The organism is Carboxylicivirga marina (assembly GCF_016612505.1).
GTDB classification, from domain to species: Bacteria; Bacteroidota; Bacteroidia; order Bacteroidales; family Marinilabiliaceae; genus Carboxylicivirga; species Carboxylicivirga marina.
Genome location: NZ_JAENRR010000046.1, coordinates 13,073 through 28,317, shown reverse-complemented (window position 1 = coordinate 28,317; position 15,245 = coordinate 13,073). Strand labels below are relative to the sequence as shown.

Genomic DNA, 15,245 nt, shown 5'->3' with positions numbered 1-15,245 from the left:
GGAAGAATGAGTTTCGACGATACTAACACCCCAAACGCCCCCGAAGAAGTGCCTTCGGAGGCATCTGAAAACCAGCACAATGAGGAGCAGCACCTTTGGGATGCTGACTCTACATCGATAAGCCATCTTCCGGGAATGTACCGCGAGTGGTTCCTTGATTATGCCTCTTATGTAATTTTGGAACGTGCAGTGCCGCATATCAATGATGGACTGAAACCTGTGCAGCGACGTATTCTTCATTCGATGCGACGAATGGATGATGGGCGTTACAATAAGGTGGCCAATATTATTGGTAACACCATGCAGTTTCACCCACACGGCGATGCGTCCATCGGTGATGCCTTGGTGCAGTTGGGTCAAAAAGATTTATTGATTGATTGTCAGGGTAACTGGGGTAATGTTTATACAGGAGATAGTGCTGCAGCACCTCGATATATCGAAGCACGATTAACTAAGTTTGCTCAGGAAGTGGTTTTTAACCCAAAAACCACCGAGTGGAAGTTAAGTTATGACGGACGTAATAATGAACCGGTAACATTACCAGTTAAATTTCCATTGTTATTGACTCAGGGCGTTGAAGGTATTGCTGTGGGCTTAGCATCTAAGTTGTTGCCGCACAACTTTAATGAGTTGATTGATGCCTCAATTGCATATCTGCAAGAGAAACCATTTGAAATATTCCCCGATTTTCCAACCGGCGGTATGGTGGATGTATCACGATATAATGATGGGATTCGTGGAGGTGCTGTAAAAGTGCGTGCAAAAATCAGCAAGGTTGACAGTAAGACCCTGATGGTTTCAGATATTCCATTTGGAAAAAATACTACCTCATTAATTGAGTCGATATTAAAGGCCAATGATAAGGGAAAAATAAAGATTAAGAAGATTGATGATAACACAGCCGAAAATGTGGAGATAATGATATATCTGCCGGCTGGTTCATCACCAGATAAAATGATTGATGCACTTTACGCTTTTACTGATTGTGAAGTGTCAATATCACCCAATGCTTGTGTAATTCAGGATAACAAACCTTACTTTATTGGGGTTAGTGAAATTCTGAAAGAAAACACGGATAATACGGTTCAGCTACTTAAGCGTGAGCTGGAGATTCGTAAAGGTGAGTTGGAAGAGGCCTGGCATATGTCTTCCCTTGAACGCATTTTCATCGAAAACAAAATCTACCAGCGCATGGAAGATTGTGAGACGATGGAAGCAGTTGTTCAAACCATTGACCATGGACTAGAGCCTTTTAAAGAGGTATTGCGACGTGAGGTTACGCGTGAAGATATTATCAAGCTGACGCAAATCAGAATGATTCGTATCTCGAAGTTTGATGCTAAAAAAGCCGATGAATACATTGCGTCGTTAGAGGAAGAGATGGAGCAAATTGTTTATCACCTCGCCAATTTGATTACGTATGCGATAGATTATTACAAGCGTATCAAAAAGCAGTTTGGCAAAAACTTCCCACGTAAAACTGAAATCAGAAGTTTTGCCAGTATTGAAGCTTCAAAGGTGGTTGTTAAAAACGAGAAGCTATTCATCAATCGTGAAGACGGTTTTATCGGAACCTCTCTTCGTAAAGATGAATATGTGTGTGATTGCTCTGATATTGATGATATTATCATCTTCTATAAGGACGGTAAGTACATCGTTACTAAGGTCACAGACAAAGCATTTGTTGGAAAAAACATCATTCACATTGCAGTGTTTAAAAAGAATGATAAGCGCACTATATATAATGCTGTTTATCGAGATGGTAAGGCTGGAAATGTATACATGAAACGCTTTGCTGTAACCGGAATTACACGCGATAAAGAATACCACATTACCAAAGAAACAGCCGGCTCTAAACTGATGTATTTCAGTGCGAATCCAAATGGTGAATCGGAAATATTAAAGGTAGTTCTGCGTCCAAAAGCGCGTATTCGCAATTTAGTATTTGACGTTGATATGGGTGAACTGGCCATCAAGGGGCGTGCTGCTATGGGGAATATTCTTACCAAATACGAGGTGAAGTCCATCGCTCTGAAGAAGAAGGGTGAGTCAACTCTGGGTGGTCGTAAAATTTGGTTTGAACACGAAACATTACGTCTAAATGCCGATGGCAGAGGTCAGTTCTTAGGCGAATTTCATGGTGGTGATCAGGTATTGGTCATTACTAAAGACGGGCAATATTATTTGACCACTTACGATTTAAGTAATCACTACGAGGATAATATTCTTATAATCGAAAAGTACCGTAATGATATCGTTTGGTCAGCTGTGTATTTTGATGGTGATCAGGATTTTTATTACATCAAACGCTTCCAGTTTGAGAGTTCGACTAAGAAGCAATCTATAATCGGAGAACATCCTAAATCACACTTAGTGAAAATAATGCATGTTGATTATCCTCGTCTTGAAGTAAAATTTGGCGGTGATGATAAACTGCGCGAAAAGCTAATTGTTGAGGTGGCCGAATTTATTGGAGTGAAGAGCTTTAAAGCAAAAGGTAAGCGTCTGACTACTTTCCAGGTGTCAAAAATTCATGAGCTTGACCCTATCATAAAAGATGAGCCAAAACCTGTTGAATCTTCTGTTGAAGGGGAAGAGGTAGGAGAAGATGATAAGAATCAGATGTCGCTGTTTGAGTAAGAGTCAATGGTAATAAAACGCATCTTTCTAATAGGTTTTATGGGCAGTGGAAAATCCACGCTTGGTAAACGACTCAAATCAGAGATTGGCTGGGATTTTATCGATCTTGATGATTATTTTGAGATGCGTTACAATACGACTATCAAAGACTATTTCTCATCACATGGAGAGGAAGCTTTTCGTGTGGCTGAGCAAAAAATGTTAGCCGAAGTCAGTCAGAAAGAAAAGATTATTATTGCAACCGGTGGTGGAGCTCCATGTTTCTTCAATAATATGGAGCTTATCAATGAGAATGGCCTGAGCATATACATAAAACTGTCGGTTGAAACACTGGCAGCGCGACTTAGTGGTGCAAAGCAAGTGAGGCCATTAGTCGCGGGCAAATCAGGTGATGAGTTAAAGGTGTATATAAGTGATAAGTTATCAGAGCGTGAATCCTTTTACCATAAAGCAAATGTTATTGCCGATGGAGATGTGCTTGGGGTTGATGGATTTGTTCGGATTATTGAAGCATCAGGACAACTTCTTAAATAACATGAGTTCGGTTGCAGTTTGTGTGCTTGGTATTTTAAGCATAGCACATCGAGGTTATTAATGTTTGTGGTTTTGCATTCAAACTTCAACGATTATCTAAAATTAATCTAAACACGCATCGCTTTACTGAATTTGGTAATTTCTTCAGATTTCCTACAGATTTGATTTTTACTTTTGATTCATAGGCTACGAAAGTGGCTTTGGCTAACAAATGAACAAGTAATTCTGAATTGAACCATGGTAGGACTTATAGGAATCAGTCACCAAACTGCACTACTTGAAATACGCGAACAGCTTGTAATTACCAAGGAGGAGATTACAGGCTTGTATGAGTACCTTAATCAAAAATGTGATGTTGAAGGCATCATGGCGTTGAGTACTTGTAATCGTACTGAGTTGTATTTCGAAGTTAACTCAGCACAGGTTAATAATCCGGAAGCTTTTATTGTAGCCGTTACTGACGCTTACGTTGCATATTTTAAGAAGGACGAAAGCGTTAAGCAATATTTGTATAGCCATCAGGGACTTGACTGTGCCCGTCATTTATTTAGAGTTGCTACGGGTTTAGATTCATTAATTCTTGGTGAATATCAGATTGTTTCGCAGTTAAAAGAAGCTTTTTCGTGGGTTGATAACACAGCCATGGTTGGTCCTGAGTTAACCCGAATGGTACATAAAGCTTTTGAAGCAGGTAAGCAAGTACGTACCCAAACGGCTCTTAACAAAGGCGCTGTTTCAGTAAGTTCGGCTGCTGTTGAGTTGGTAAGTCATAAATTATCAGCCTTTCCAAATGTACGAGCACTAACGGTAGGAGCTGGCGAAACCGGAACTATTGTGGCTCTGAATCTTTCTAAAAAAGGATGTGTCAACAATTGGATTACTAACCGTACGCTAGGTAAGGCAGAACAACTGGCCGATAGAGTGCATGGTGTGGCTTTCCCGTTTGATTCATATACCGATAAGCTATCATCAGTTGATGTGGTAACCTATACAACTGGTTCATCACGCGTCTTATTAACCAAAGATATGATGGTTGATATTATGAAAGAGCGCAATGGAAAACCACTTATGATTCTTGACTTATGTAGTCCACGTAATGTGGAGCCTGAAGTTGGAGAATTGGAAGGTGTATCCATTTTTGATTTGGACCATTTAGAAGATGTTGTTAAAGCTAACTTTGAGAAACGAAAAGGTAAGCTTGAAGCTGCCGAAGCAATTATCGAAGAAGTATTGGCCGATTTTGATGATTGGTTAAATGTTCGTCGCATGAGTGCGGCCATTAGTACAATAGCATCAACCTTTAAAAGCGTTAACTCAAACGAGGCTCAGAATTATAAAAAAGTAAAAGACGATGTGGATGCATCGCAAAAAATAACCGAGTATGGAGAGCATCTCAGTGCCAAGTTTAGCCGCATGATCATCAAACAAATGAAAACGGTAACAAACGAAGGTAGAGATGCTGAAAAAGTAAAATTACTCGAAGAATTTTTTAACTTTAGCTCATAGAGATTTAATACAGATGTTAAGCATCTGTATTTTTATTTAGTAGCTCCAAGAATCATATGAATAAATCTACTATCCGAATAGGAACACGAGGAAGTAAACTCGCCTTATATCAAGCAAACCTGGTTAAATCCAAACTTGGCGAAGCTTTTCCAGATAAGACTTTTGAAATCGTTATTATCTCTACAAAAGGAGATAAAATACTAGATGTTGCCCTTTCAAAAATTGGCGATAAAGGCCTTTTTACAAAGGAGCTTGAAGTAGCTCTGTTTAATGGCGAAGTTGATTTGTGCGTGCATAGCCTGAAAGATTTACCAACCGTATTTCCTGAGGGAGCACAGTTAGGCGCCATCTTAAAGCGTGCCGAGTTTAAAGATGCCTGGGTGAGTAAAGATGGCTTGGCTCTTGAAGAAATGACTGAAAAGCATGTAGTTGCAACCTCAAGTCTTCGACGTAAAGCACAAGTACATCGTATTAACCCAAAAGTTAAAGTGGTTGATATTCGTGGTAATGTCGATACGCGCATAAAAAAAATGAATGAGGGCCACTGCGATGCCATGGTGATGGCTGGAGCAGGACTTATTCGTTTAGGTTATAATGATGTGATTACCTCACTTTTTGAGCCTGATTATTTTGTGTCAGCTTGTGGTCAGGGAGCAATAGCTATTGAGATTCGTGAGAATGATAGTGAAATAGATGCTGTTGTTAAGAAACTACACTGTGAAACAAGTTACCAGCAAATTACTGCCGAACGCAGCTTCTTAAATGAACTGGAAGGTGGCTGTCAGATTCCAATTGGTGCCTATGCTTCCATTGATGGAGAAGAGCTAAGTCTACTTGGACTGGTTGCGCTTCCCGATGGCTCAAAAGAATTACGAAACGAATTAAAAGGGAAAGCTTGCGAAGCTGAAGGAATTGGTCGTAAATTGGCTCAACAAATTGCACAGGCAGGTGGTGTTGAAATTTTAAATCAAGTCAGGAATTTAAATAATCAATAGTATGGACCCTTATTCACGACAAACATCAGTTGTATTAACCCACCCATTGGGTAACGACGATTTGCTGTATCAAGGTCTGATGAATGAGGGAGTAAAAGTGGTGTGCGATGCCATGATTGATACAGAACAACTTAATTTGGGTGATGATTGCCTTAAGAATCTGTATGAAAGTCGTCGCATTATCTTTACAAGCAAACGTGGCGTTGAGTACTTTTTTAAGCAAGTAAAGCCTGCCGATGTACTAGATAAAAGCTTTATCTGTATTGGAAAAAAAACAGCGCAAGTATTAGAGAAGCATGGCATGAAGCCCTGGTGGGTTTCTGGGGGTCGTACAGCTTCTGATTTAGTGAAGGAATTACAGCAAGCACATGTCAGACCTGGTGAGAAGTGGGTGGGCATGCTTGGTGAGTTGGCTGAAAACACACTGGCTGATGGCTTAAGAGATGTTTGCCATTACAGTCGTTACAATGTATATCGTACCATTATTGCTGAGAAGCAAAATGATACAACTCTCGAACTTCTGAAGTCGGGAAAACCTATGCTGGTGGTTTGTACCAGCCCATCGTGCTTTACCGGTTTCATGAATTTATATTCTGAACTCTTGCACAATGAAGTTGGCTTTGCCTCCATAGGACCAGCCACCACCAAAGCCATGAAAAAACAAGAGGTAACACCTGCTGTAGTGGCTCGTTTATCAACTTACGAAGGGCTTTGGCAAGAAATTAAACTACAATTAAAACCTCAATATCGTTAATCTAAAATTCAATAATTATGGCATTTCCTGAAACGCGACTACGACGTTTAAGATATAATAAAGTATTACGAAATATGGTTACCGAAACACACTTGCGTGTTGAAGATTTGGTATATCCATTATTTGTTTGTCCGGGATCGGGTGTGAAAAATCCCATTAGTTCCATGCCGGGTAACTACCAAATGTCGGTTGATGTGTTGGTTGAAGAATGTAAACTGGCTGTTTCTAAAGGCGTGAAAAGCGTGTTGCTTTTTGGTATACCTGAAAGTAAAGATGAGCACGGACATGTAGCTTGTCAGAGCGATGGTATCGTTCAAAAGGCTATTCGTGCCATTAAATCTGAAGTTGATGACATTATGATTGTAGCTGATGTGTGTAACTGTGAATATACTACTCATGGGCATTGTGGCACCATTATCGACAATGATGTGGATAACGATAGCACACTTAAGACATTAGCTGATCAGTCAGTTTCGTTAGCCGAAGCAGGTGCCGATATCATTGCGCCGAGCGATATGATGGATGGGCGTGTGTTACGCATCCGTGAAGCATTGGACTTGGCCGGATATGAGAAGATTCCAATCATGTCGTATGCTGCCAAGTATGCATCAGGTTTTTATGGTCCTTTCCGTGAGGCGGCCGAGAGTGCACCGCAGTTTGGCGACCGCAGTACTTACCAAATGAATCCAGCTAATTCAGATGAAGCGATGCGCGAGATAGCATCTGACATTGAAGAAGGTGCTGATATCGTAATGGTAAAACCAGCATTAAGCTATCTGGATATTATCTATCGTACCAAAAACGAATTTGAAATGCCAACGGCTGCTTACAATGTAAGTGGTGAGTTTAGTATGGTAAAAGCAGCTGGAGAAAAAGATTGGATTGATGAAAAGCGTGTGATGATGGAAGTTTTACTGTCTATCAAAAGAGCAGGTGCTGATATCATTATCACTTATCATGCACTGGATGCTGCAGATATTTTAAACGGAACAAAATAGACACAAGATTTGAAATGATTTTTTACAAGCTGTAAATCGTCTAATGTCTTTTGTCTGTAAATCTTACATCTACAAAAAATGAACAACAATAATAGCAAAAGCGCCTTCAAGCAAGCACAGGAAGTGATTCCTGGAGGTGTTAATTCACCGGTACGAGCTTTTAAAAGCGTAGGCATCGACCCAATATTTGTGAAGAAAGCCAAAGGAACGACCATTTGGGATATTGATAATAATGAGTACACCGATTTTGTAGCTTCATGGGGTCCGCTTATTTTGGGGCATGCTCATGATGATGTATTAAAGGCTGTAGCTGATGCAGCAGCTAATGGCACAAGCTATGGTGCGCCTACTGAGATTGAAACCGAAATGGCTGAGCAAATCGTTAAGATGGTGCCATCGGTTGAAAAAGTACGTATGGTGAATTCGGGTACAGAAGCAACAATGAGCGCCATTCGTTTAGCACGCGGTTATACCAATCGTGAACTTATCATCAAATTTGCAGGATGCTACCATGGCCATGGCGACAGCTTCTTAATTAAAGCAGGTTCAGGTGCCATTACACTTGGGTTGCCTGATAGTCCGGGTGTGACAAAAAGCACGGCTAAGGATACATTAACGGCTGATTACAATAATCTGGAGTCTGTTGCTAAGTTATTTGCCGAAAACAAAGATCAGATTGCTGCAGTCATTGTTGAGCCTGTTGCAGGTAATATGGGCGTTGTGCCACCAACAAAAGGATTCCTGGAAGGATTAAGAGAATTAACAAAAGATAATGGATCCTTATTAATTTTTGATGAGGTGATTACTGGTTTTCGCCTGGCAAAAGGTGGTGCTCAGGAGTATTTTGGTGTAATGCCCGATTTAACAACTTTGGGTAAAATCATTGGTGGTGGTCTTCCGGTAGGAGCATATGGTGGTCGCAAAGAAATTATGGATATGCTGGCGCCACTTGGTCCCGTTTATCAGGCTGGTACCTTGTCGGGTAATCCATTGGCAATGGCAGCTGGTCTAACGGCTTTAAAGAAGTTGGATGAGACACCAAATGCCTACGAAGACTTAGAGAAAAAAGCAGCTTTTGTTGAAGCAGGCTTCCGATTAAATGCTAAGGAATTGGGCATGAATGTAGTACTTAACCGAGTTGGTTCAATGATGACGGCTTTCTTTACAGCATCCGAGCAAGTTACTTCTTTTGACGAAGCTATGACATCGGATACCGGTAAGTATGCCGAGTACTTTAAAAATGCGGTTGAGAACGGATTATACATTGCGCCATCGCAGTTTGAGTGCTTGTTTATCTCTATGGCTCACACCGAAAAAGATTTGGAGAAATTAATCAAAGGAAACAGAAAAGCTTTAGAAGCAGTTAAATAAGACATAAGACAATAGTATCAAGACAAAAGATAGAATAGCTGTCTTTACGCAAGCAGTAATCAGTCTTGATACTCATCTCTAACTTCTTGATACTATTTAAATGAATAACATATTTCTAGATACAATACACGGGAAAAAAACTGAACGTCCACCAGTGTGGTTTATGCGTCAGGCAGGAAGAGTTTTACCAAACTACAGGGCGTTAAAAGAGAATTACACGTTTTCTGAGTTGATGGAAGACCCAAAGCTGGCAGCTGAGGTAACATGGATGCCAATTTATGATTTAGGTGTTGATGCAGCTATCTTATTTTCTGATATTTTGGTGGTGCCTGAGGCATTGGGTATGTCATTGAAATTTACCGATGCCGGGCCTGAATTTGGAGCTCCCTTACACACGTTTGATGATCCGGTCGCTCAGCTTAAGCGCGACATGAGCAAGTTGGATCATGTATATGGGGCCATCGATAAAATCATCGAAACACGTGCCGAAGGAAAACCATTAATCGGATTCTGCGGGGGCTTGTTAACGACCTTCTGTTTTATGTTCCGTGATAATGTGCGTGACATCACGTTTAAGAATGCCACAGAGTTTTTGTATAAAAACCGTAAGGCGAGTGAGCAGATTATTGACGCCTTGGCTGAAGTGTCCATTGAGTATGCTTTAACGCAGGTGAAACATGGCGTGCAGGCTTTCCAGTTGTTTGAAACCTATGGTGGCTTGATTCCAGAGGATCTGTATTTGGAGTTATTCTTACCGGCTTCTAAAAAGATATTAAATGCGGTGCGCGATGCTGGCGTGCCAACCATCTATTTCCCAAAAGATTTGGGCAATGGCATTAAAGCTATTGATAAAGAAGTGGCCGATTTTGTGGGCATCGACTGGCGAATGAGCCTCCAGCATGCACGCGATATTGTTGACCCTGAAGTGGGGCTACAGGGTAATCTTGACCCACGTTTACTGTATGCTTCTCAACCAGAGATTGAAAAGGTATTGAATGAGAAATACCTGCCATTTGGTCGCGATAACCAGAAGTGGATATTTAATCTGGGTCATGGCATATTGCCCGACTTACCAGTTGAAAATGTGAAGTTTGTAATCGACTGGGTTAAATCTGTTGACTGGGGAAGAAAATAATTAATAATGGTTAATGGTAAAATTATCAATGTGAGTGAGCAAAACACTTCATTTGTTGTTTCATTAATAGCAATTAACCTCTAATCATTAACAATTAATCATTTAGATTTATGTTACAATTTGATAGAAACCTATTGGAAAAATACAATATTGCCGGGCCACGCTACACCAGTTATCCGCCTGCTACATTTTTTCATGAGGAGTATGGGAATGAGAATTACAAGGAGAGTGTGATTCTATCAAATGATGAAAAACCAGAGAATGTGTCAGTTTATGTACACATCCCTTTTTGTCCGCAGTTATGTACTTTTTGTGGATGTACCACATATACTGGTATGGGACAAAGCACCATCGAAAAGTATGTAGATGTACTGATTGAAGAAATTGAATTGGTATCGCAAGATGTATCTAAAGAACGCAAATTAACACAGGTTCACTGGGGTGGAGGAACACCAAATGCTATCTCAGCCGATTTAATACGTAAGGTAACCAATACCATTAAAGCCAACTTTAACTTTGCCGATGAGTATGAGATGGCCATGGAATGCAGTCCGGCTTACCTGGATTACGATATGGTTGACCAGCTACGCGACATGGGCTTTAATCGAATCAGCCTTGGTATTCAGGATTTTAAGAAAGAAGTTTTAACGGCCATCAATCGTCGTCCGGCTAAAGTGCCAGTTGACGAAATGGTTGTTTACTTACGAAAGATAGGATTCACTGGTATCAACCTTGATTTAGTATATGGTTTACCATTCCAGACACAGGAAAGTTTTAAGGAAACAGTTGCCGAAGCTTTGGCCGCTAATCCCGATCGATTAGTGACCTTCTCTTATGCCCATATTCCACAAGTCATCTCACGCCAGCGCATGTTAGAGCAATATGGTTTACCAACGCCCGATGAGAAAATATCGATGTTGGAAGATGCCTACAATATGGCCATTGAGGCGGGTTATGTAGCCATCGGAATGGATCACTTTGCGCGTCCTGATGATGAATTTGCCATTGCTTTAGATGAGAAAAAGTTGCACCGCAACTTCCAGGGCTATTGCACACGCGAAACAACTGGGCAGGTTTATGGTTTTGGTACATCGAGCATTAGTCAGCTTTTTAATGCCTACAGCCAAAACGAAAAAACCATAAAAAAATACATGGAACGTGTGGAGTCAGGTGGGCGTGCTGTTGTTCGTGGCTATCGTCTTAGTCAGGAAGAGCAGATTATTCGTCAGGTTATTAACGAGTTAATGTGTAATTACTACGCTGACTTTAAGCAAATAGCATCTGATTTTAATGTTGATGTTGATAAAGTATATGCAGCCGTTGAGTTTGCCGAAGAAAAAGTTCAGTCTTTTATGGATGATGGTTTGCTTAATATCGAAAATGATGCATTCACTGTGCTGGGGCAGGGACGTTATGTTATCCGTAATATTGCTATGGCCTTTGACCCGGCTTTGAAAAAGGGTAAAGGACAGTATTCGAAGACGGTTTAAATGTTTAAGAAAGATATAAAAGGAACTCTCCATTTGTGGGGAGTTTTTTTGTTGGAATAAATGAGTGTAATATTTTATCATGCATGTTGGATGGTTTTGTCACACGTGTAAAACTGATTTGTCACGTGTGTAAAATTGATTTGTCATGCATGACAAATTAGACGGTCATATGTAATAAAAGTGATTCGTTCGTATTGGTGTGAATGCCAGGTAACTATATTGTTGTAGCGGAAGATGCGCTTGTTCAATTAGTATGCCTGTTAAATGCTGTAATTTATTTCACTTAATTCTCAACCATTCTGCTTATCTTGGTGTTTAATCTTTTGAAGAAAAAGAATAACTAAATCGCACGTTTTTTATGAAGGGTATTTTATTGGTTAATATGGGTGGACCTCAGTCCTTGAGTCAGATGCACCTGTTTCTTAAAAACATGTTTAGCGACAAATATATCTTGCCTTTGCCGTTTGGATTAAGGCAATTTGTGGCCAGAATGATTGCTAAAAAGCGTCATCCGGCCTCGTGGGAAAAATACCAGTTAATAGGTGGAACACCCATCATCAAACATACCGAGGCTACAAAAGAAGCCTTAGCTAAAAGTGCTGAGATGCCTGTGTATACGGCTTATTCGTATACACCGCCTTTTATTTCTGACGTAATGCAGGCAATGCACAACGATGGCATTACTGAAATTGATGTGCTAACCATGTACCCGCAGGCCAGCGACACGACTACTACATCGGTATTTTCTGATGTTAAAAAGGCAAGTAAAAAATTGAATGGTATTTCCATACGTGAGATTTGCGATTACAGTGTACATCCTACATTTCTGGATTACTGGAAAACTTTGATTGAGGAGCATATCGCTAAGCAAGGAGTAGAGAATCCTTTGTTATTGTTTACCGCACATGCCATACCCATTTATGGTGTTAAGCGAGGCGATAAATACCCTGACACGGTGCGTCATATGGCAAAACGTTTGGCCGATATTATGAACAGGCCTTATGAAGTCGCATTTCAGTCGCGTGTGGGACCTGTTAAATGGGTAGGTCCGGATACGGATGAACACCTTGAGGAATTGGTAAGTGCAGGTGAGAAGAACGTTGTACTGATTCCGGTGAGTTTTACAACTGAATGTCTGGAAACCGTTTATGATTTAAATATTAAACTGGTGGATATTTATAAAAAAGATGATCGGATGGAACACATTTCACGAGTTGAAATTCCGGTTGCCCATCCTTTGTTTATTGAAACTTTAAAAAACATTGTTAATGAGTAATGAACACTATCCGGTAGTGATACTTGGAGCTGGCGTTACCGGATTAACACTGGCGCATCATCTTAATAAAAGAGGTGCCAACTTTAAGGTACTTGAAAAACTTGAACGCCATGGAGGTGTGGTCAATACCCAATCAGAAAAGGGTTTTGTGTTTGAGTCAGGCCCTAACTCAGGCATTATATCGCATCCTGAGGTTGTGGCTTTGTTCGATGACCTGGGTGATGCTATCAAAATTGAGAAAGGCAATGACCTGGTTAAAATTCGCTATGTATTAAAAAATGGCGAATGGCATGCCTTGCCACACAGTCCGCTGTCGGCTATATCAACACCATTATTCACTCTTAAGGATAAGTTCAGGATTCTGGGCGAACCATTCCGGAAAAAAGGAAACAACCCGGATGAAACATTGGCCGAGTTGGTGAAGCGTCGCATGGGTAACAGCTTTCTCGATTATGCCATTGATCCTTTTATCTTAGGAATTTATGCAGGTGATCCGGCTCAGTTGGTTACACGTCATGCCATGCCCAAGCTCTATAACCTGGAACAAAAGTATGGCAGTTTTATTGGCGGTGCACGTAAAAAAGCCAAGGAGCCGAAATCAGAATTGGAAAAACGAACCGACCGCGCAGTATTTTCCATTGAAGGTGGATTAAGCGGATTAACCAATGCTTTATTGAAAAGTGCAGATGAGAAGCATTTTGATTTTGCTTGTGCAAATATCACTGTTGAAAAGCAGGAGGCTGGTTTTAAAGTGAGTTATGAGCTTGGTGATGAAATGAATGTAATCTACTGCGATAAGCTGGTGACTACTTTTGGTTCGGTGGGACTTAAAGATACACTGCCATTCATTGCCACAAAAGAGATGCAACATCTCACTAATTTAAAATACGCGCGTGTGGTAGAAGTGTCGTTAGGCTTTGACCAATGGGAAGGACGTGAATTAGATGGCTTTGGTGGATTAATTCCGCACAAAGAAAAAAGAGATTTATTGGGTGTGTTATTTATGTCGTCGCTGTTTAAAAACAGGGCGCCCAAAGGAGGTGCTTTGCTAACCATTTTTATGGGTGGCATAAGAAATGAGCACTTGTGCGATTTAAATGACAAGGACCTGATTAAGGTATTGGAGCGCGAATTCAAAGACCTGATGAAAGTATCGGATTATAATCCGTCATTGGTGAAGATAAAGCGTTATTCACACGCCATTCCACAATATGGTGTTAACTCCAATGAACGATTTGAAACTATTGATGCCGTTCAAGAGCAATATCCCGGCTTAATAATTGCCGGTAACCTGCGCGATGGCATTGGAATGGCTGATAGAATTAAGCAAGCCAGCATCATTGCAAATAAGCTTTCATCATGAGAGAACTGATTCTGATATTACATATTATCACTAGTGTAATGGCTTATATTATAACAGCTATAATAGTGGTTCGTGCCATTGGTGGATTATACCATAAGGTTACTTTTAAAAAGCTGGAAGTACAACTGCCTTTTATGGCCACCATATTCTTGTATTTGCAGTTTGTGTTAGGCACTGTATTGTTCATCATGTACATGACCGAGTATTCAAGTGGTGAGATACAGGTTTATCAGAATCAGATAGTCAAAGGGCGCTTTTGGGCAGTTGAGCATTTTATACTAATGGTATTTACCTTGGTAGTGAGCCATATTGGATGGGTTTTTGCCAAGAGCAGCTATACACCCAGGCTTATCTTTAAAAAGAATTTTCTGTATTTTGGCATCGCTTGTGCAATGATAATGGTATCGATGGTGATGAACATTGTCAAGTATGCTATTTAGATTTTAAATCCGACTGGGAACACAGTTTCTGGTCTTCAGATTATTGAAGAAATGAAAATACTGGTAGTAGAAGATGAACCACAATTGGCGCAAAGCATTCAGCAATTTATTACGTCTGAAGGGCACAACTGTGAGGTAGCAGTCGATTTAGCTTCTGCACTTTATCTGGTAGATAATTTATTTGATGTCATCATTCTTGATTTGAATCTACCCGATGGAAATGGTCTTGAGGTAGTCAAGAAAGTAAAAGGTGGCAATATGCAAACTGGTGTTATCATTCTTTCGGCACGTGATAGCCTGGAAAATAAAATAGAAGGCCTGGAGCTTGGTGCCGATGATTACCTTACCAAGCCATTTCAGATGGCCGAACTGAATGCCCGGTTAAAGTCATTGGTACGTAGGGTGCATTTTAAAGGCGAAGAAAAGATTGTGTTTAATGAGCTTGAAATAACGCCAGGAGAATTATTGGTGAAGATTAATAATGTGCCACTTGACCTCACTAAAAAAGAGTTTGACCTGTTAGTGTATTTTATCGCCAATAAAAACCGTGTATTAACAAAGACCGGCATTGGTGAGCACATGTCAAAAGATTTCATGGATTATGGTTTTACCGATGATTTAATTTATTCGCATATTAAAAACCTCAGGAAGAAATTGATAAAAGCCGGATGCGACGATTATATTAAAAATGTATATGGTGTTGGCTATAAGTTTACCGACACATAATAGGTCGTTAGGTCATT

At 40.3% G+C, this 15,245-nt stretch carries 13 protein-coding genes; all 13 read left to right on the top strand.

The window, feature by feature from the left end; translation table 11 throughout:
* Positions 1 to 6: 6 nt before the first annotated feature.
* The 13 genes from JIV24_RS16415 (at position 7) to JIV24_RS16355 (ending at position 15,228) form a co-directional block, all read left to right on the top strand.
* A complete protein-coding gene (locus JIV24_RS16415; RefSeq protein ID WP_200466153.1) occupies positions 7 to 2,640 on the top strand; it encodes a DNA gyrase/topoisomerase IV subunit A in 2,634 nt (877 codons plus the stop codon).
* Between the two features lie 6 nt (positions 2,641 to 2,646).
* The gene (locus tag JIV24_RS16410) at positions 2,647 to 3,174 is read left to right on the top strand and encodes a shikimate kinase (RefSeq protein ID WP_200466152.1); all 528 of its coding nucleotides are present in this window, start codon (positions 2,647 to 2,649) and stop codon (positions 3,172 to 3,174) included.
* Positions 3,175 to 3,411: 237 nt separating this feature from the next.
* Positions 3,412 to 4,680, top strand: a complete 1,269-nt coding sequence (gene hemA / locus JIV24_RS16405; RefSeq protein ID WP_200466151.1) for a glutamyl-tRNA reductase — start codon at positions 3,412 to 3,414, stop codon at positions 4,678 to 4,680.
* Positions 4,681 to 4,736: 56 nt separating this feature from the next.
* Positions 4,737 to 5,675, top strand: a complete 939-nt coding sequence (hemC, locus tag JIV24_RS16400) for a hydroxymethylbilane synthase (protein WP_200466150.1) — start codon at positions 4,737 to 4,739, stop codon at positions 5,673 to 5,675.
* A 1-nt stretch (position 5,676) separates the two neighbouring features.
* On the top strand, positions 5,677 to 6,429 hold the full coding sequence (locus JIV24_RS16395) for a uroporphyrinogen-III synthase (RefSeq protein WP_200466149.1): 753 nt from the start codon (positions 5,677 to 5,679) through the stop codon (positions 6,427 to 6,429).
* A 17-nt stretch (positions 6,430 to 6,446) separates the two neighbouring features.
* On the top strand, positions 6,447 to 7,427 hold the full coding sequence (gene hemB / locus JIV24_RS16390) for a porphobilinogen synthase (protein WP_200466148.1): 981 nt from the start codon (positions 6,447 to 6,449) through the stop codon (positions 7,425 to 7,427).
* 78 nt (positions 7,428 to 7,505) lie between these two features.
* Complete coding sequence (hemL, locus tag JIV24_RS16385) at positions 7,506 to 8,798, top strand: glutamate-1-semialdehyde 2,1-aminomutase (protein WP_200466147.1); 1,293 nt, start codon at positions 7,506 to 7,508, stop codon at positions 8,796 to 8,798.
* Positions 8,799 to 8,898: 100 nt separating this feature from the next.
* Complete coding sequence (gene hemE, locus JIV24_RS16380) at positions 8,899 to 9,933, top strand: uroporphyrinogen decarboxylase (protein WP_200466146.1); 1,035 nt, start codon at positions 8,899 to 8,901, stop codon at positions 9,931 to 9,933.
* A gap of 110 nt (positions 9,934 to 10,043) precedes the next feature.
* Positions 10,044 to 11,423: an oxygen-independent coproporphyrinogen III oxidase gene (hemN, locus tag JIV24_RS16375; RefSeq protein WP_200466145.1), complete on the top strand. Its 1,380-nt coding sequence runs from the start codon at positions 10,044 to 10,046 to the stop codon at positions 11,421 to 11,423.
* A gap of 358 nt (positions 11,424 to 11,781) precedes the next feature.
* Entirely contained in the window at positions 11,782 to 12,699 is a 918-nt protein-coding gene (hemH, locus tag JIV24_RS16370; protein ID WP_200466144.1) for a ferrochelatase, read from the top strand.
* The gene (gene hemG, locus JIV24_RS16365; RefSeq protein WP_200466143.1) at positions 12,692 to 14,062 is read left to right on the top strand and encodes a protoporphyrinogen oxidase; all 1,371 of its coding nucleotides are present in this window, start codon (positions 12,692 to 12,694) and stop codon (positions 14,060 to 14,062) included. Before hemH ends, hemG begins: the two co-directional genes overlap by 8 nt.
* Positions 14,059 to 14,502 carry a hypothetical protein gene (locus tag JIV24_RS16360; protein ID WP_200466142.1) on the top strand — a complete coding sequence of 148 codons (444 nt, stop codon included), beginning with the start codon at positions 14,059 to 14,061 and terminating at the stop codon, positions 14,500 to 14,502. The genes hemG and JIV24_RS16360 overlap by 4 nt, the downstream gene beginning before the upstream one ends.
* 51 nt (positions 14,503 to 14,553) lie before the next feature.
* Positions 14,554 to 15,228: a response regulator transcription factor gene (locus JIV24_RS16355; protein WP_200466141.1), complete on the top strand. Its 675-nt coding sequence runs from the start codon at positions 14,554 to 14,556 to the stop codon at positions 15,226 to 15,228.
* The last annotated feature ends 17 nt before the right edge of the window (positions 15,229 to 15,245 follow it).